This is a genomic window from Actinomadura flavalba DSM 45200, from assembly GCF_000374305.1.
GTDB classification, from domain to species: domain Bacteria; phylum Actinomycetota; class Actinomycetes; order Streptosporangiales; family Streptosporangiaceae; genus Spirillospora; species Spirillospora flavalba.
The window spans coordinates 151,117-168,874 of the sequence record NZ_KB894095.1 but is presented as its reverse complement, the minus strand read 5'-3'; the positions used below and the strand labels follow the sequence as shown (position 1 = coordinate 168,874).

Below are 17,758 nucleotides of genomic sequence, written 5' to 3'. Positions count from 1 at the left end.
TCAGCGGACGGACAGTTCGATGCTCGACGGCTCGGCGGCGGAGTGCCGGAGGGCGTAGCGGCCGGCGAAGAGGGCGGGCAGGTCGGCGAGCGGGATCAGGTGCGGGAAGTCGGCGGTGGCGACGCGGAGGCGGAGCCGGTGCCCGGCGGGGACGGTCGCGAACGCGGGACGCACCTCGATGTCGTAGCGGACGGTCTTGTTCACCGGGACGTCCGAGCGCTGCGTCATGCGGTGGTACGGCCGCAGCAGGGCGCCGTTCCGGCCGGGCCAGCTCTTCTCGTCGTCGAGCGCGCGGAGCGAGCCGAGCTGCGCGCCGCCGGTGATGTCGGTCGAGGAGCCGTCCGGCGCCACGTCCTCGACGGTCAGCGAGAACAGCGCGTCGGGACGGGTGGACGACGCCCGCAGCGTCACGCCGATCGGCCCGGCCAGCGTCAGCGGACGCTCCAGCGGCGCGGTCGCGTAGGTGACCTGGCCGTCGTCGCGGACGGGCTTGACGCGCGGCGCGACGCACGCGGCGCCGATGCCGAGGCCGGACAGCAGCCCGGCCGCGAACTGGTCGGTGGAGCGGGTGCAGGGGTCGGAGAGGCCGGTGTAGTTCACGGTGTCGGGCGGTTCGGCCCCGGCCGGGGCGTCCGGGGTGAGACGTCCGTTCTCGCGGAGGTACAGCGTGTGCGGGCGGGCCTCGGTCAGCGGGTAGGTCGTCGCCTCGTACCGGCGCCCGCCGGGCTCGATGATCTGGAGCGGCGCGCCGAGGTCGGCCGGGCGGCCCTTGAGCCAGCGGTCGAACCACTGGAGCTGGATCTCGTTGAGGTCGACGCCCTCGCCGATGTTGCCGTGCGTCCACGGCCCGGTCAGCAGCCGGAACCGCTCGTCGGCGGGCTGCCCGGGGAGCATGGGCGCGTGCCAGGGCCGTCCGGCGGCGGCGTTCTGCAACCCGCTGTACAGCAGGGGCTCGCCGCGCTGGAAGACGTCGTACAGCCCGCCCGCCAGGTGGACGGCGACGCCGTTGTCCACGATCTTGCGCAGCACGGTCTCGGGTGCGCGGGTCCGCCAGTACGGGCCGTCGTAGCGGCGCGGCCCGTTGAGGATCATGTCGCGGGCCATCACCAGCTCGAAGTTCCCGGCCTGCATGAGGTTGGCGTAGGCGAGGGTGAGCGCGGTCGCGGGGTCGCCGGGCAGTTCGAGGAACGGCGTGGCGACGCGCGTGACGCCGTAGCCGAACACCAGGCCGAGCGGGGACAGGACGTTCAGCGCGCCGCCGCTGGTGAACAGGTCGCGGTAGGGGTCGGCGGACGCCGCCATCGGGAAGATCGCCTTGAGCGGCGAGCCGGGGCCGATCTCGGCGGCGGTGAAGAGCTGGTCGATCGCGACGTAGGACAGCCCGAGCATGCCGACGTTCCCGGTGCTGCGCGGCAGCGCGGCGGCCCAGCGGACGAGCGCGGCCCCCGCGGTCGCCTCCTCGGGGCTGAACAGGTCGAACGCGCCGGTGGAGCCGCCGGTGCCGGGCACGTCCGCGATGACGCCGATGTAGCCGCGCTCGACCAGGTAGGGGTTGAGCCCGCCGGTGCCGGGCGGCCCGGCCAGCGCGGACGGCGTCTTCCCGTACGGCGTGAACCCGACGATGACGGGGAACGGCCCGTCGGCGGGCTTACCGGTGGCCGGGTCGGCGGGGGAGTGGATGTCGGCGCGCAGGACGCGGCCGTCGGGCAGCGGGATCTTCTGGTCGCGCAGCACGTGGACGCGGTACGTGCCGGGTTCGGGCGGCGCGGCGGTGGCCGGGGGAGGCGCGGCGAGCCCGAGCGCGGACAGCAGGAGGACCAGGACGGCGAGGACTCTGCGCATGGCACGGCTCCGGAGTTCGACGGTGCCGCGACGCTAACAACCGGGCCGCCCGGCCGGAAGGTTGAATGAACATAGTTGTTCATATGTGACAGGCGTTCTCGGTCAGTCCCAGTTCGACGGCCGTCGCGTAGTCGTCGTCGATCGTGACGGCCGGGAGGCCCGCCGCCGCCAGCAGTGACGCCGCGATCGACGCGCGGTAGCCCGACGCGCAGTGCACCCAGATCTCGCCGTCCGGCAGCGTGCCCACGCGGTCCGCCAGGTCGTGCAGCGGAACGTGCAGCGCGCCCGCGATGTGTGAATCGTCCCACTCGCTCCTGCGGCGGACGTCCAGCACCGTCACGCGGCGGTGATGCCGGACGGCCGCCAGCTCCGCGAACGTCGCCAGGCGCAGCGTCTCCGGCTTCGCGTCGCCCGCCCACGCCTGCGGCGAGCCCGTCGCGGACGCCGCCGGGCGGTCGATGCCGATCCGCACCAGCTCGCGCTGCGCTTCGGCGACGTCGGCGGCCGTCGCGCCGAGCAGCGTCACCGGCGTCCCCCACGGGATCAGCCAGCCGAGGTGGACGGCGAACGAGCCGTCCAGGCCGAAGTTCAGCGACCCGCGCAGATGCCCCGCCGCGAACGCCGTCCGGTCGCGCAGGTCCACCAGCCACTCGCCCGCCTCCAGCCGGCGGCGCAGCTCGGCCGCGTCGGCGCGGCCCGGCGGTGACAGGTCGGCGGGCGCGGGACCGGCGGCGTTCACCGCGCCGAGACGGGCGTAGTAGGCGGGATAGTCGTCCAGGCCGCCGAGCAGCTCGGTGACGTACGCCTCCTCGTCCTGGGTCAGGACGGGGTTCCGCCTCTTCTCCGCGCCGATCGTGGACGCGGTCCGCTCCGTGGGCGTCGCCGAGCAGAACGACCCGAACCCGTGCGTCGGGTACACCTCGGTCGCGTCGGGCAGCTCGTCGGCCAGCCGCCGCGCCGACGCGTGCTGCGCCCGCGCCAGCTCCTCGCCGTGCTCGGGGCCGAGCAGATCCGGACGGCCCGTCGAACCGAGCAGCAGCGACCCGCCGGTGAACACCGCCGGGGCGCGGCCCGGCGCGGTGAGCACGTACGACAGGTGCGTGAACGTGTGGCCCGGCGTCGCCACCGCCCGGACGCGCAGCGGCCCCACCGCCACCTCGTCGCCCGGCTCGATCGGGTTGCGCTCGAACGCCACCTCGTCCCCGGCCGCGACGTGGTACCGCGCCCCCGTCGCCCGCGCCAGCTCCAGCCCGCCCGACACGTAGTCGTTGTGGACGTGCGTCTCGAACACGTCGGTGATCGTCCAGCCGCGCTCGGCCGCCGCGTCGAGCACCCGGTCGATGTCGCGCTGCGGATCGACGACGAACGCCACGCCGCCCGCGCCCGCCAGGTAGCCGTGGTCGCCCAGCGCGGGCGTGTCGAGCACGACGATCTCACTCATGATCCTCCCCGTTCCCTATACCGGCTGTTGGAACCGCGATGACGCCCGGCCGACCGGAGCGGGGAACGATGGTCCCGACGAGGGGAGCCCCGCATGGCCCGTGACCAGGGCGACAGGGACGGCTGGGACGCGCGGTACGGCACCGCCGAGCTGATCTGGACGGCCGAGCCGAACGTCTTCGTCGCGCGCGAGGCCGCCGACCTGCCGCCCGGCCGCGCGCTCGACCTGGCCACCGGCGAGGGCCGCAACGCCGTCTGGCTCGCCGGGCGCGGCTGGCGCGTCACCGCCGTCGACTTCTCCGTCGAGGGGCTGCGCAAGGCGCGGCGGCTCGCCGCCGAACACGGCGCCGACATCGACTGGATACTCGCCGACGTCCGCGACCACCGGCCCCGGCCACGCGGCTACGACCTCGTCCTCGTCGCCTACCTGCACCTGCGCGCCGAAGACCTGCGCGACGTCCTGTACCGCGCGGCCGAGGCCGTCGCCCCCGGCGGCACGCTGCTCGTCGTCGGGCACGACCTCACCAACCTCAACGAGGGCGTCGGCGGCCCGCGGGACCCGTCCGTCCTCTACACCGCCACCGGCGTCGCCGCCGCCCTCAACGGGCTGGAGGTCGTCCGGGCCGATCGCGTCACCCGCGTCGTCGTGCGGGGTGAGATCGAGCACACCGCGTTCGACACGCTGGTCCGCGCCGTCCGGCCCGGGTGACCTAGCGCAGCACCACGCGGTCGCCGGGGGCGTCCTCGTCGCGCTGCCAGCCGTCGTGGCCGTTGCGCGCCGTCCAGCGGCGGCCGTCGTGGCGGACGTCGGTCAGCCCGAACGCGCGGGCGTGCGTGACCGCCCAGTGCGCCACCGCCCAGCCCGACCGGCGCGACGTGACCCGCACCGCGTCCTGCCCGGCCGGAGCCGGGACGACCACCTGGAGACGGCTGCCGAACGCCCGGCGCAGCTCGCGGACCGCCTCGGCGCGGCGCGGCGCGGCGTCGTCGTCCGGCGGATACCAGCAGCGGACCGTCGCCGGCTCGCGTCCGGTGAACGCTCGCGCCAGCAGGCGGCCGTCCGGCTCGTGCCGGGCGTAGGCGTCGCCGTCGGCGCTGCGCTGGACGCGCTGCGCGGCGTCGTGCAGGTCGCGGTCGAGGTAACCCTTTACTTTGACCAGCGCGTCAAAGAACTTGCTCGTCGACGTCACCGGGTCGCGCAGCTTCTCCGGCGTGCCCCAGCCCTGCGAGGGACGCTGCTGGAACATGCCGACCGAGTCGCGGTCGCCGCCCTCCAGGTTGTGCAGGTGCGACTCCTGGATCGCCGTCGCGTACGCGATCACGACCGCGCGCTCGGGGAGCTGCTTGCGGAACGCCACGCCCGCGATCGTCGCGGAGTTCGCGCCCTGCTCCAGATCGAGCGGCTTCTTGCCCTCCGACGTCGTCACCTCGCAGCCCGTCCCGTGCAGATACGGACGAACCTGCTCGTACAGCACGTACCCGCCGACACCGAGTCCGAGCACGACGACGAGCGCGACCACGGCCCACCGCCGGCGCGCCCGCACCGAAGCCCCGTCCGGCCCCGTCGTAGCACCCACGCGAAGACCGTACCGGCATGCGCGAGCACTAAGCTCAGGGCCATGACCGAAACGTTCACCAGCCCGATCTCCACCGGCATCGACGAGCTGTGGGAGCGGCGCGCCGAGCTGACCCCCGACGACGCCGAGGCCCGCGCCGCGATCGTCGCCGCCGTCGACCAGATCGACGCCGGGGAGGCCCGGGTCGCGCACGTCTCCGGCGACGACGTCGTCGTCGACGAGCGCGCCAAGCGCGCCATCCTGCTGAGCTTCAAGGTGCTGGGCATGGTGCGCGCCCAGGTGGGCGACTTCCAGTACCACGACCGCATCCCGCTGAAGACCCGGCTGGACGGCGTCCGCGTCGTCCCCGGCGCCATCGCCCGCTGGGGCGCCTACCTGGCGCCCGGCGTCGTGCTGATGCCGTCGTTCACCAACATCGGCGCCTACGTCGATTCCGGCACGATGGTGGACACCTGGGCCACCGTGGGCTCCTGCGCTCAGATCGGCAAGAACGTGCACCTGTCGGGCGGTGTCGGCATCGGCGGCGTGCTGGAGCCCCCGAACGCCAAGCCCGTCATCGTCGAGGACGAGGCCATGATCGGGAGCCGCTCGATGATCGTCGAGGGCGCCCGCGTCGGCAAGGGCGCCGTCATCGGCTCCGGCACGAACCTGTCGGCCTCGATGCCCGTCATCGACGTCGAGACCGGCGAGGAGGTCAGCCGGGGCCGCGTCCCCGACTGGTGCGTCGCCGTCGGCGGCACCCGCCTCAAGGAGTTCAAGGGCGGCTCCTTCGGCCTTCCGGCCGTGCTGATCCTCAAGCGCCTCGAAGAGGGCCAGCGCCACAACAAGGCCGAGCTGAACGACATCCTCCGCGACCACGGCATCAACACCTGACGCGCCCGCGCCCGGTGGCCGCGCGGCGCCGCCACCGGGCTTAACCTGCTGCCATGAGCCTTGACCTCACCGCGGACGTGACGGACCTGACGGCGGCCATCGTCGACGTGGAGTCGGTGAGCGGCGACGAGAAGCGGCTGGCCGACCTCGTCGAGGACGCGCTGCGGCGGCTCGGGCACCTGGACGTCGTGCGCGACGGCGACACCGTCGTCGCGCGGACGCGGCTCGGGCGCGCCGAACGCGTCGTCCTCGCCGGGCACCTCGACACGGTGCCGGTGAACGCGAACCTGCCGTCGCGGGTCGAGGGCGACCGCCTGTACGGGTGCGGCACCACCGACATGAAGGCGGGCGTCGCCGTCCAGCTCAAGGTCGCCGCCGCGCTGCCCGAGCCGAACCGCGACGTCACGTACGTCTTCTACGAGTGCGAAGAGGTCGACGCCGAGCGCAACGGGCTGCGGCGGCTCGCCGCGACCCGTCCCGACCTGCTCGCGGGCGACTTCGCCGTCCTGCTGGAGCCGACCGGCGGGCTCATCGAGGGCGGCTGCCAGGGCACGCTGCGCGCCGAGATCACGGTCCCCGGCGAGCGGGCGCACAGCGCGCGGGCGTGGATGGGCGTCAACGCGATCCACGCGGCGGGCGAGGTGCTCGACGTGCTGCGCCGCTACGAGCCCGCGAAGCCCGTCGTGGACGGGCTTGAGTACCACGAGGGGCTGAACGCGGTGTTCGTCCGCGGCGGGGTCGCCGGGAACGTCATCCCGGACGAGTGCGTCGTCACCGTGAACTACCGGTTCGCGCCGGACAAGTCGCTCGCCGAGGCCGAACAGCACGTCCGCGACCTTTTCCCCGGCCATGCCGTCACCGTCGTGGACGCCGCGTCCGCCGCCCGTCCCGGCCTCGACCACCCGGCCGCGGCGGCGTTCGTCCGCGAGGCCGGAGCGGAGGTCCGCGCCAAGCTCGGCTGGACCGACGTCGCCCGCTTCGCGGACCTGGGCGTCCCCGCCGTCAACTACGGCCCCGGCGAGCCCACCCTCGCCCACACCGCCGGCGAATACGTCGAAACCCCCCTCATCACCGACTGCGAACACCGCATCCTCACCTGGCTCCGCTGACCATCGGAAGTTCACCGTCCGGCCAGGTCCGGGCGGGCTACGGTGTGGGGCATGGCTTCTGAGAACGACTCCCGCACGCGGCGTCAGGGTCCGGCGACCCTGCGCGGACGCGCCGTCCCGCAGACCACGACGGACCAGCGCCTCCTCGACCACCGCGGCCCCGGCGACTGGGTCCACGCCGACCCGTGGCGCGTCCTGCGCATCCAGGCCGAGTTCGTGGAGGGTTTCGGCCTGCTCGCCGAACTGCCCCGCGCGGTGAGCGTCTTCGGTAGCGCCCGCACCAGCCCGGACAGCGAGGAGTACGCCCTCGGCGTCGACATCGGCGCCCGCCTCCACGACGCCGGCTACGCCGTCATCACCGGCGGCGGCCCCGGCATCATGGAGGCCGCCAACAAGGGAGCCCACGAGTCCGGCGGCCTCTCCGTCGGCCTCGGCATCGAACTCCCCTTCGAACAGGGCATGAACAAGTACGTCGACATCGGCCTGGAGTTCCGCTACTTCTTCGTCCGCAAGACGGTCTTCGTGAAGTATTCACAGGCCTTCGTTGTGCTGCCCGGTGGCTTCGGGACTCTCGACGAGCTTTTCGAGGCTATCACCCTCGTACAGACCCGCAAGATCACTCGTTTCCCGATCGTGCTGATGGGAATCGACTACTGGAGCGGCCTGCTCGACTGGATGAAGAAGACGATGCAGGTCAGAGGCACTATCTCCGATCATGACCTGGAGTTGATCCACCTCACCGACGACCCCGCCGACGCCCTTCAGTACATCGTCAAGGCCCACGAACGAGAAGGACTGCGCGAACTGGAGGAAGCGGCGGTGGAGTCCACGGCCGACACTGTGGGCACCTGACTTTACGAATTGTGTGCTTCCCGATTCTATCCGTGATAGTCGACGCGCTAGTGAGCGCCCTCGGCCGCGCAAGTGTGGAGCGTGGTGCTGGATGATGGAGGGATACATTGCCAAGTCGACGAGAAGCCGAGGTTCTGCACCGTCTCCTTCTGGACCGTGACCTCTTCCCGTCCAGGATGGGCGCCAACGCAAACTGAAGGCGGCCCATCAGCCTTCTCCTGCCGGCCGCAGATGCGACTCCATGCGTGCCGCATAGAGGTCGTGGTGTCGTCTCGTTATGACTGAGATGCCCTCGTCCGGGCCGCCATGATGGCGGTGGCCAGCCCGTCGGGGTGGTCGGCGCACACCAGCGTGTCGGTGCCGTTGGGAAACCGCACTCGCGCCCACCACTGCTGGGTGGCCTTGCCCCAACACGGGGTCGCGGCGGGGAATTGCGTGCGCAGGTGCCGCGCCGCCTCGCTTCGGCACTCCCACAAGAGGGCTGTAGTAGGTCAACGCCATCCTGATGCGCACCGGGATCATCTCGAACCACGAAGAACCCCGGCGCCTTCGGAGGGCACCGGGGTTCCTTTTCAGGGGGGCAGGGGGTGGGGTGCAGGTGGTCAAGGATGTAGCGGTGGATCGCCTGCGCGGCTCCGGCGGGGTCGTTGGTGGCGTGGTGGTTCTCGTTGCCGCGCCACCAGGAGTACACGTCGCCCTTGGAGATGACCACGTAGGCGCCGCCGATGATCCGCTGGTCTTCGGAACTGCGAAGCGTGACGTCCACGCCGGGACCGGAGCGTACGGCGAGGAGGCCGATCTTGCGGAGCTCAGCCATCAGGTTCTGTAGGGCCGATTCGTCTTCGGCTTTGACGGTCAAGGCGGTTGCTTCCTTTCTGGTGACCCGTGGAAGGCTCCCGCCCCGCGCTCTCCCCTCCGGAACGTGGGGCGGGAGCCGTTCGAGGGCACGGACGCACGGGGGGAGGTACGCCTGTGCCCGGTCTAGAGGTGCGCGGCGCCGAGCCGTTCGGACAGCGTGTCCGCGACCTTGGAGGGTTCGCCGCAGGAACACAGCTCTTCCATGTCCCGGCTGAACACGACGGCCTGATCGTCGATCACGACGGCGGTGACGCCGTAGCCGATGGACTTGTCACCCGGCGTTGAGGGCGTGATCCACAACGTCGGCACGGCGGACGGGGCGAGGGAACAAGACCAGCCGCGCGCAACCATCTCCCGCGCCAGGCTGTTCAGGTAGGACGCGGCCGCCGCGCGGCGACGCACCCAGACGAACCACGTCACCAGCGCCTTCAAGCCCGTCATACCTCTTCTCCATTGCTCCTCCGGTACAACCGCATGACCTCCGCGCGGTCGAACCGCAGGTGCCCCGACGGCGTCGTCCCCGCCGCCAGGTGGCCGCGTCGCATCCACCGAATGACGGTGTAGGGGGTGACGCCGAACAGGCGGGCCACCTCGCGCGTCTTCATGGAAGAGTTGATGTGGTAACCAGGCCGCATGGTCACGTCTCATCCTCACCGTTCATCGTCGCCAGACGCCGACGGACAACGCTGAGACTCGAAGTCTCCGTCGTGCACACGCCGATCGTGCACAGCAGCTCGGCGAGGTCGCCCGAACTCGTCGGAACCGGGAGCGAGTTGTGCCGACTCACCGCCGTCCAGCGAGCAGCGCGACCCGCACCGCCGACGACACCGAACCGGAACTCCGGGAAGAGCCTGTCGAGCACCTGCAACAACTCGGCGTGGGGATGCGGCACGATCCTCCCCGTGACACCACGACGACCCGGCTTATCCTTTGCGGCTACGACGCTCCACCCACGGGAGCGCAGATACTGGACGATCTTCATTTCGATCGCTGCACCGACCGTTCTCATTCTCCTCCTTCGATGACGGCCCAAACGGCTTTTCCGCCGTTAGCCAGGGGGTTGACGTCCCACTTGTACGAGAGCGCTTCCACGATCGCCATGCCGCGTCCGGACTCGTTGAGGAGGTCGGGCACCATGACCTTCGGCCGTTTGGCGCCGAGCGCGTCCCACACCTCGACCGTCGCGCCGACGTCACAGCGGTAGAGCCGCAGGAGCACACCTTCGGAGCCGGCTGCGTGCTCGACGGCATTCGCGACCAGCTCAGACGCAACTAGCCGCACGTCCTCGATCACCTCGGCGGGGAACCCCTCGGCGTCCGCCCACTGACCGGCGAGGTTGCGTGCCTCGCTCACCCATGCCGTTCCCGCCCCGACTGCTGCGTTCGGCGGTTTGTGCTCGGTGATACCGGTAGTGATCATCGTGCGGCCCTTCTCGTGTTCGATCGCGCTCCGTCGCGTTCGCCTGTGGATTCGCTCCCATTGAGGCACGGATGGGCTTACCGTGGTGACGTCAACACTCGACGTGAAAAGTCGGGTGAGTTGGTCTCAGTGGTAGCTCAGTTCCACCTCAGCCCGGGAGGGGCGTGATCGTTTTGGCGCGTAAGCGACTTGTGCCTGCGTGGGCGCGGTTCGGCGCGGGAGTGAACAAGTTCCGGACACAGCGGGGGATGACGCGCGAACAACTCGCCGCCCGCATCCCCATCTCAGGTGGACACATGGGGCAGATCATCAAAGGCACGGCCAAGTGCTCGCGGGACGTCGCCGAGAAGCTGGACAAGGTGCTCGGCGCGGGCGGAGAGATCATCAGCGCGTGGGAAAGGTGGGTCGATCTCAGCGGCGACGTCCGCCCCTACGCCGAGTTCTCCGAACTGGAGGGCGAAGGCGACGCTCTCCGCGCCCTGGACACCCTGTGGGTTTACGGCCTGCTCCAGACCGAGGACTACGCCCGCTCGCTGCTTCCCACCCCCGCAGCCGTAGAGCGGAGGATGGCGCGGCAGAAGCGTGTGTTCGAGAACCCGAACCCGCCGAAGATCTTCACGATCATGGACGAAAGCGTGCTGCACCGCATGGGCGGATCGCCGTACATCATGCGCGAGCAGCTCGAATTCCTGCACGAGGCGGCGAAGTGGCCGAACGTGTGCCTCCAGATCATGCCCTGGCGGAACTACGGCAGCCTCAGCGTGACCGGATCGTTCTCGCTGGTGACGCGCGACCTCAACACGGCGGCGTTCCTCGACAACCAGGACACCGGCGAGACCTCGCTGTCCCCGGAAGTCATCGGCCCCCTTCTGGAGACCTTCGCTACACTCCAGGCGCAGGCCCTCAACATCGAGGATTCGCAGAACCTCATCAGCGAAACGAGGATGCACGTATGGAGCTGAACGGCGTGACCTGGCGCAAGTCGTCCCGCAGCGGCGGCAACGAAGCGCAGTGCGTCGAGGTCGCCAACGTCCCCGCCACGGTCGCCGTCCGCGACAGCAAGGACCCGAGCGGCCCGAAGCTCCTCGTCGGCCGTGGGGACTTCCGCCGCTTCGCCGGAGTCGTCAAGACCCTCTGAACGCAGAAAACGCCCCTCGTCCCGGCTCACGGCCAGGACGAGGGGCGTTCTGCTGTTCGCTACGACTCTTCGTAGGGCGGGTCAACCAGGTGGCGTCGCTCCTCGCGCTCGACGGCGTCCGCGAGGTTCGCGCGCAGGGTCGGAACGTCTTCCCGGTTGGGGGTCAGTGCGACGGCCAGCGGTGCCAGGGCCGCGAGAGCCACGGTGATGATGACGGCGAGGTCGGCGCCGACCAGCGGGGTCGCGGCGTGAAGGCCGGCGATCAGCATCGCCACGGCCGCGCTCCTCGACGCCGCGCAGCTCCATTTCCGGGCTGTCGGGGTCGCCCATCAGGATGCGGACGCGCACGCCCTGCTCGGCCTTGCGGCGAATCAGCTCGATCGACTGAGGGTTCTCCTCCGGCAGGAACAGCGAGGCGTTGGCGAACAGCCACAGCTCGCGGTGCGCCCGTGACACCAGTTCCAGCCACAGGCGGCTCGGTGTGTCGGAGACCCGTCAACGTCCTGGGCGCCCTCGCTCACATCCCGTCATGAGAGCGGGCGCCACGTACTCACCGGCCTGCTATCCGAGTGTTGACCAGGTCGCCGGACGGCGTTGTCGCAGGGACGGATCGTCGGGCGTGTCGGCGGTGTCGGTTCGCGCGCGGAGTCACACGTTCCGGGGTTCGGTGGGGTGGGCCGGTAGCCCTTCGAGGGAGCGGGCTTGTTCGATCATGGTGGTGATGGCGCGGAGGGTGTCGTCGGAGAGGCCGTCGGCCTTGATGGCCAGGGCGCGGACGGCGTCGGTCTCGGTGGTGTCGGGCGCGTCGAAGAAGAACTGCTCGGGAACGCCGAAGTACCTGGCCAGAGCCTGGATGTGCTTGTAGGTGGGGTTGGTCTTCACCCCTCTGCGCAGTTGGTGGACGTACGCCTGAGAGATCACCTGTTCGCCGGCCGCTTGGTTGATGGCGTCGGCGACCCTTTGGTAGGTCAGCTTCTTCTCGCCTTCGGGGTTGCGGGTCTGGAACAGGTACTCCAGCCGCTCGGCGAACAGCCCCGGCGATGACGCGTCGTCGCTCACGGATCTCCAGCCTCCCTGCCGCGAACCTCGCCGACGTTCGCGTGGAGTGCACGACTCCAAGTTTTCTTCACGCCAGTATACGCCGGATTCGTGCTGTCGACCCCTGCCCGGCGAGTATCACCGCGCGGTTCGACGGGTGGGCGCGGTCGGGCGGGTGTCCCCGAGCCAGACGGTTGGCGCGGAGCTGCGCATCGTAAGGCCGGTGTGGTGGTCGGAGCCGGGCTCGCTTCGGGCGCAGTCGATGCTGGGGTAGGGGCCGTGGATGGCGTCGATCTGGTTGCGGGCGGCGACGGTGCGGGCTTTGCAGACGGCTGTGCCGGTGAGCGGGTGAGCGGGCCTTGGAGCCTGTCGTGCGTGCGGTCGGCCGGGTCAGAGTCCGAGCCGGCGTTGCTGCGGCTGCTGTGGCTGTGGTTGCGGCTGCACGGTCGGCGTGGTCTGGGGTTGCTGGGTGTGAGTGCGTTGGGTTGGGACGTGCTGTGATGGCTGGCGTGCTTGTCGGTTGTTGGTGCGCAGGTTGTTGAGGCGGGCGGTCTCCATCCGCGTAGTCCGCCCAGCGGCTCTCCGGGATTCGACGGTGGCTGTCCGGGGTTCGACGGTCTGGACTTCGACCGGTTGCTTGGCGGTCGGCTGGACGGCTTGCCGGATGTGTTTCTTTTCGGGTGTGTCGAGGTGGCCGCGTTCGGTGAGCACGTGTTGAAGATCGAGGGTGTTGGCGGGGTGGGTGACGGAGGTGTCGTCCAGGCCGGTGCGTGCGCCGAACCATAGGGCGCCGCGTCGTTGGGCGACGGTGTTGTGGATGGTGGCGCGTTCGTCGGCGGGTAGCGCGAGGTAGAGGTTGGCGGCGACTTGTGCACGTGCGCGCTCATCGCTGGTCTGGGGCGTCTCGGGTGTGAGGCCGGACAGGTGGCGGGCGATGAGGATGGAGTCGACGGCGTGCCAGTAGGCGCTGTGGTCGTGGCGTCCGGGTTCGGCGTAGGGGCCGAGGATCTGACGAGCGTCGTCGGTGAGGACCTTGGCCTGGTCGCGGTAGGCGGCGACGATTCCGACGTGGCGTTCCCACTCGGCATGCCCCGCCGGGTCTTCGGGCGCGGTGCCCAGCGCGGTCGACCACCTCGGCTGGGCGTCGATCGTGGATGCCGTCAGGGAGTGGACGCGGTCGCGGATGGCGGTGTCGAGGTCGTCGAGGTAGGGCTTGAGGTCAGGGTGGGTTGTGCGTTGATCGTCGTCGGCGGCGAGCCACGGTAGAGCGCGATCGGCATCGTGGCGGGCGGTGCGTTGTTGCACGCCGGCGTCGTGGGCGGTGCGCAGGACGTCGTCCATGGTCTGTGGCGCGGCGTCGTTCAGGAGCGCGGCGAGGTCGACGCCGTTCCCCTCCAAAGCCTTGAGAGTCCAGGCCAGTGTCCGCCAGTCGGTCGCGGACGCTGGCGCAGGTTGGGGCGGCAGCGTGCTGGTGTAGCGGTTGAGGCGCGACGCCAGCGCCTGCGCGGGGCTGACGGCGGTGGTGCAGTCGCGGGCTCGGGCGACGAGTTTGAGCGTGGCGACGGGGTCGTGTCCGTCACGTTCGGTTCGGCGAAGGGCTGCGTCCAGTGCGGCCCAGGCCGGTTCGGCGCGAAGTCGTTCGGCGGTGTGGTGGCCGAGCGCGGCCGTGGCGGTGGCGGTGTGCTTGAGCTGGTGGGGGATGACAGCCGGGCCGGTTGCGGGGTCGGCGTTCAGCAGGCGCCGGGTTTGCCGGGAGAGTTCGGTGACGCGGACCTCCGGTGCGGTGGCGGGATGGGTGAGGGCGAGTTCTGCCGCGAGGGGACCGAGAAGACCGGGAAGGTCTCGGCCGCTGCGGTCGGCGGCGGCCAGGACGGCCGCCAGGTGAGGCCACGCGCGGTGGGTGGTGACGGCACTGAGCGGCAGGTGAAGTGCTCGGGCGGCTGCGTGGGCGTAGGAAGCGAGGTCGTCGGAGGTGACGTGCGCTGCTTCGGGCCCGTCGCTGGGACGAAGGAGTGCCGGTGCGTGCGTCGCGGCGGCGGGGTCGAGACCCTCGGCGCCCGGGACGGCGGACAGCAATGCGGCGTAGCGGGTGGTGTCGGCAAGGCTCGGCCGAGCAAGAGGCGCCGGTGGAGTCCGGTCGGTGGTGTAGTGGTTGATGCGCCAGGCCAGCAGCCGGCCGGGGGTGTCGGCGGTGAGGAGGCCGCCGTCGCGCGCCACGGTGTTCAGGAGGTGCTCGGCGGGCCAGCCGTCGGCTTCGGCCGTGGCTAGAGCGGCGACAGCTTGCGGCCAACCCTCGCATCCGGACAGCGCGCCAGCGAGTGGCCGGGGCAGCGTCTCGTGGACGAGGCGCATGTAGTGCTCGGCGGCGATGAGCGAGCTGCCGTGGTGGTGGCGGGGGACGAGGGTGGCGAGGGAGCCCGCCTCGTCGGCGGCTTGGCGCAAGGTTTCGGTTGCGGAGATCTCGTTGCCTTCGCGGGCCAGGATGTTCTCCAGGACTTCGCGGGCGGCGTATTGGCGGGCGTCGAAGCGGGCTCGGTCGAGGCGGTCGTCGGGGTCGAATGCCAGGAGTTGGTGGGTGGTGACGTACAGGGTGGTGCGCTCGCGCGCTCGCGTGGTGACGACGTAGAAGTTCTCCCGGCTCATCTCCGGGGTGATGAGCGGGTGCGCGGTGTCGACGGTGGAGCCCTGGGCCCGATTGGTCGTGGTGGCGTAGAGCAACTCGACGTTGGCGGCGACGTAGGCGGCGGGCAGGGTGACCGTGCTGTGGTGGTTGAGGTGGCGGACGGTGAGTGAGCCGTCGGTGTGGCGGCGCTGCACGGTCCAGCCGTCGCCGTTCTTGACCCAGTCCCGGCCGCCGGCGGTGGAAAGGCGTCGTTCGTTGTGGCGGGTGACGATCCAGTCGCCGGCACCGGCGTGGTTGCCGTCGTGCAATGCGACGCCGTCGGCGTGGACCTGTCCGGCTTCGACGCGGTCGCGGCGGGCCTGGGCGGACAGTTCGGTGACGTTGTGGCCGGTGGCGGCGGCCATGAGGGTGGTTTTTCCGGCGAGCATGTCGGTCTTCCACGCCGCGTACGCCGACTCGATCATCGCCTGCTTGGAGCCCGTCTGGACGCGGCGCTCGGTGAGGTAGAAGTCCAGGCCGGAGGAGTCACCGACGCGGATCTTGAGGGTGGCGTCGGCTTCGGCCGGGTTGGTGAAACGGTAGAGGGTGGTGAGCTCGGCGGCGCCTGCCTCGTGGGAGATGAGGCGGAGCGCGCCGCCGGATTCGACGGCGCCGAGCTGGCGGTGGTCGCCCAGCAGCCGGACGACGGCGCCGCGGCGGGCGGCGATCTGCACGAGCCGATCGAGTAGCAGCGTGCCCGCCATCCCGGCTTCGTCGACCAGGACGACGTTGCCGGGGTTGAGGGCGAACATGCGGGCGAAGACGGGAACGCGCTGTCCGGCGTTGAGTTCGCGGGCGTAGCGGCCGGTGGTGTACTCGGTGAGGAACTTGTGCAGGTTGTCGGCCCGCACGCCGAGTTCGTCGCCGAGGATCTGGGCTGCGGCGGCGGAGGTCGCCAAGGGCACGATGCGCTGCCCGGCTTGGGCGGCGACGTGGGCGTAGGCGCGCATCGCGGTCGTCTTTCCGGCGCCTGCGGGGCCGAGGCCGACGACCAGCAGGCGATCGTCGGCGGCGAAGGTGGTGACGAGCCGGCGCTGCCCGGCGTCCAGCTTCATCCCCTTCTCCGCGAGCCGGGCGTCGACGCCGTCCAGCGCGGCGGCGACCTGCGGACCGGCCAGGCCGACGGTGGTGGGGGTGCGGGCGGCGGCCAGGAGGCGGTCTTCGGCGTCCAGGATGATGCGGCTGGTGAAGCGGGCTGAGGCATGCTGGACGAACACCGAGGTGCCGTCGGCCCGCCGCAACATCGCGGGCTCGCGCACAGGCGAGGGCTGGTCGACCCGCACGGCCAGGTCCGGGCCGAGTGCGTGCTTCACGATCGCGGCGACGACCTCATCGTGCCGCGCGGCGGAGCCCGCGATGAGTTTCTGGCGGGCGAGCCGTTCGGCCTCGGCGCGCAGATTCCACACCGTCCACGTGGAACGCATCGCCGCCACGTTCCGCACGACCTGCTCGGCGAGGCCACGGAGCTCGGCCTCATCCCGGCCCTTACCGGGCTCTGCTTCGGCGGCTTGGGTGGGGATCGTGAGCGTGGCGAGCTTGGCGTCGTCGACGACGTCGGCCAGGTCGGTGAGTGCGCGGGCGCCGAACCGGTCGAGGAACGCGTCGGTCCAGTCGGTGCGCATCTCCTCCAGGGAGCGTGCGGTCTTCTTGGCTTCGCGGGTGTCCAGGTTGGCCTGACGGGCGAGCTGGTGGCAGATCGCCCGGTTGGGGTCATGGCCGTGCTCGCGGCGGAACTGGCGCAGCAACTGCTCGTAGCGGGCTTCGATCTCGGTGCGTCGGCTGCTGAAGAACTCGATCCACGCCAGGGGGACGCCGGCGATCTCCCGGATCGGCTCGCGCTCGTCGCGGGTGTCGGCGCGCTCGGTGAAACCGACGGGGAGCCGCTGCTGGAGCTCGGTCTCGAACCGGGTGTTGTAGAACTCGCTGGCCGCCACCGTGATCCGGTACAGGGCGCGTGCGTCCAGGCTGCGCCATTTGCCGTCGACGCCCTGGACCTTGGACGAGATCGCCACATGGGTATGCAGATTCGGGTCTCCGCCCCGGCTGTCGTAGTGGTCGAACACCGCCGCGATCAGGCCGTGCGTGGCGATCTGGGAGACGCCGCCCTTGCCCGTCCGGGTGAACGCGGCGTGTTCCTGGAGCATCGCGAACGCGGCGTCGCGGGCCGCTTCATGCGCCGCGCGGACCGCGTGCCGCACCTGCGCGCGCGGGTCCAAAGCCCACAGCAGCGCCGCCGACTTCACCGGCGCGAACACCACGTCGAACCCCGCGACCGCCGCACGCGCACGACGGGACTCCTCGGCCTGGACCTGCTTGCGGTCGATCGTCGTCGGACGCCGTCCGGTCTGGCGCTCGATGTCCTTCAACCGCGCCTGGACGCGCTTGGTGAACGCGGGCAGCGCCTGATAGTCGGGGAAACGCGTGCCGAGCGTGGCGCTGCGAAGCGCCGCCGCCTGAACCGCCTTGAGCTGCCGGCCGGTCATCCCGGCCTCGACGTGCTCGGCGAGGTACTCCTCGATGAGCCGGGCGGCCTCGGGCTGCATCCCGTCGCCGTACAGCGCCTTCATCTGCTCCTCGCTCACCGCGCCATCGAGTCCGAGCAGCTCGGCTCCCCGGCCCATCCACCGGCCGGGCGGGTTCCCCTTGGCGGTGTAGTACTCGGCGGCCGACTGCCCCCGCTCCATCGGCACGTCACCGCCCGCGACCTGCCGCGTCAGGTAGGTGTAACCGTCACCGGCCGTCAGCTTATGAACGGTCATCAACGCGACCACCCGGCCTTCACCGCGTCGCTCAACGCGACACGAGTACCGCTACGACCCGCCGCCGAACAGCGTTCGCGCGACGCCCGACCGACCTTGGACCCACGCTCGAAGACCGGTCCGCCAGGTCGGGAACCGGCGCCCAGGTCCGGCTTCGCGGCGGCTGAGGCGACGCGCTCGCCTGCCTTCTC

General features: G+C 70.9%; 16 protein-coding genes. 6 read left to right on the top strand and 10 right to left on the bottom strand.

What is annotated here, in order from left to right:
• The gene (locus C229_RS0113970; protein WP_018655694.1) at positions 1–1,842 is read right to left on the bottom strand and encodes a CocE/NonD family hydrolase; all 1,842 of its coding nucleotides are present in this window, start codon (positions 1,840–1,842) and stop codon (positions 1–3) included.
• A gap of 79 nt (positions 1,843–1,921) precedes the next feature.
• A complete protein-coding gene (locus C229_RS0113965) occupies positions 1,922–3,283 on the bottom strand; it encodes an MBL fold metallo-hydrolase (RefSeq protein ID WP_018655693.1) in 1,362 nt (453 codons plus the stop codon).
• 93 nt (positions 3,284–3,376) lie between these two features.
• On the opposite strand from C229_RS0113965, the gene C229_RS0113960 reads away from it, so the two are divergent.
• The gene (locus C229_RS0113960; protein WP_018655692.1) at positions 3,377–3,991 is read left to right on the top strand and encodes a class I SAM-dependent methyltransferase; all 615 of its coding nucleotides are present in this window, start codon (positions 3,377–3,379) and stop codon (positions 3,989–3,991) included.
• 1 nt (position 3,992) lies between these two features.
• Here the strand turns inward: C229_RS0113960 and C229_RS0113955 are convergent, their stop codons facing one another.
• Positions 3,993–4,859 (bottom strand): hypothetical protein, encoded by an 867-nt coding sequence (locus C229_RS0113955; protein ID WP_026313782.1) that lies wholly within the window; start codon positions 4,857–4,859, stop codon positions 3,993–3,995.
• A gap of 42 nt (positions 4,860–4,901) precedes the next feature.
• Here C229_RS0113955 and C229_RS0113950 point away from each other — a divergent pair, with 42 nt between their 5' ends.
• Genes C229_RS0113950 through C229_RS0113940 form a run of 3 tightly spaced genes read left to right on the top strand, consistent with a single transcriptional unit; the run spans position 4,902 to position 7,693 of the window.
• Positions 4,902–5,732, top strand: a complete 831-nt coding sequence (locus tag C229_RS0113950; RefSeq protein WP_018655690.1) for a 2,3,4,5-tetrahydropyridine-2,6-dicarboxylate N-succinyltransferase — start codon at positions 4,902–4,904, stop codon at positions 5,730–5,732.
• 53 nt (positions 5,733–5,785) lie between these two features.
• Positions 5,786–6,841 carry a succinyl-diaminopimelate desuccinylase gene (gene dapE / locus C229_RS0113945; RefSeq protein ID WP_026313781.1) on the top strand — a complete coding sequence of 352 codons (1,056 nt, stop codon included), beginning with the start codon at positions 5,786–5,788 and terminating at the stop codon, positions 6,839–6,841.
• 51 nt (positions 6,842–6,892) lie between these two features.
• On the top strand, positions 6,893–7,693 hold the full coding sequence (locus C229_RS0113940) for an LOG family protein (RefSeq protein WP_018655688.1): 801 nt from the start codon (positions 6,893–6,895) through the stop codon (positions 7,691–7,693).
• Positions 7,694–8,674: 981 nt separating this feature from the next.
• Here C229_RS0113940 and C229_RS0113930 read toward each other — a convergent pair.
• From C229_RS0113930 to C229_RS30510, 4 genes are read right to left on the bottom strand one after another with little or no spacing between them, the layout of a single operon-like run.
• The gene (locus C229_RS0113930; protein WP_018655686.1) at positions 8,675–8,992 is read right to left on the bottom strand and encodes a hypothetical protein; all 318 of its coding nucleotides are present in this window, start codon (positions 8,990–8,992) and stop codon (positions 8,675–8,677) included.
• Positions 8,989–9,156: a MerR family transcriptional regulator gene (locus tag C229_RS0113925; protein WP_081639901.1), complete on the bottom strand. Its 168-nt coding sequence runs from the start codon at positions 9,154–9,156 to the stop codon at positions 8,989–8,991. The genes C229_RS0113930 and C229_RS0113925 overlap by 4 nt, the downstream gene beginning before the upstream one ends.
• A gap of 32 nt (positions 9,157–9,188) precedes the next feature.
• Positions 9,189–9,560, bottom strand: a complete 372-nt coding sequence (locus C229_RS0113920; protein WP_033424348.1) for a hypothetical protein — start codon at positions 9,558–9,560, stop codon at positions 9,189–9,191.
• The gene (locus tag C229_RS30510; RefSeq protein ID WP_155884829.1) at positions 9,557–9,970 is read right to left on the bottom strand and encodes an ATP-binding protein; all 414 of its coding nucleotides are present in this window, start codon (positions 9,968–9,970) and stop codon (positions 9,557–9,559) included. The genes C229_RS0113920 and C229_RS30510 overlap by 4 nt, the downstream gene beginning before the upstream one ends.
• 164 nt (positions 9,971–10,134) lie before the next feature.
• On the opposite strand from C229_RS30510, the gene C229_RS32870 reads away from it, so the two are divergent.
• A complete protein-coding gene (locus C229_RS32870; protein WP_155884828.1) occupies positions 10,135–10,932 on the top strand; it encodes a helix-turn-helix domain-containing protein in 798 nt (265 codons plus the stop codon).
• Entirely contained in the window at positions 10,923–11,108 is a 186-nt protein-coding gene (locus tag C229_RS0113905; RefSeq protein WP_018655681.1) for a DUF397 domain-containing protein, read from the top strand. The genes C229_RS32870 and C229_RS0113905 overlap by 10 nt, the downstream gene beginning before the upstream one ends.
• 59 nt (positions 11,109–11,167) lie before the next feature.
• Here C229_RS0113905 and C229_RS0113900 read toward each other — a convergent pair whose 3' ends face one another.
• From C229_RS0113900 to mobF, 3 genes are all read right to left on the bottom strand, one after another.
• Complete coding sequence (locus tag C229_RS0113900) at positions 11,168–11,383, bottom strand: hypothetical protein (protein ID WP_018655680.1); 216 nt, start codon at positions 11,381–11,383, stop codon at positions 11,168–11,170.
• 373 nt (positions 11,384–11,756) lie between these two features.
• Positions 11,757–12,167: a helix-turn-helix domain-containing protein gene (locus C229_RS0113895; RefSeq protein WP_018655679.1), complete on the bottom strand. Its 411-nt coding sequence runs from the start codon at positions 12,165–12,167 to the stop codon at positions 11,757–11,759.
• A 369-nt stretch (positions 12,168–12,536) separates the two neighbouring features.
• Positions 12,537–17,567: a MobF family relaxase gene (mobF, locus tag C229_RS32865; protein ID WP_155884827.1), complete on the bottom strand. Its 5,031-nt coding sequence runs from the start codon at positions 17,565–17,567 to the stop codon at positions 12,537–12,539.
• Positions 17,568–17,758 lie beyond the last annotated feature (191 nt).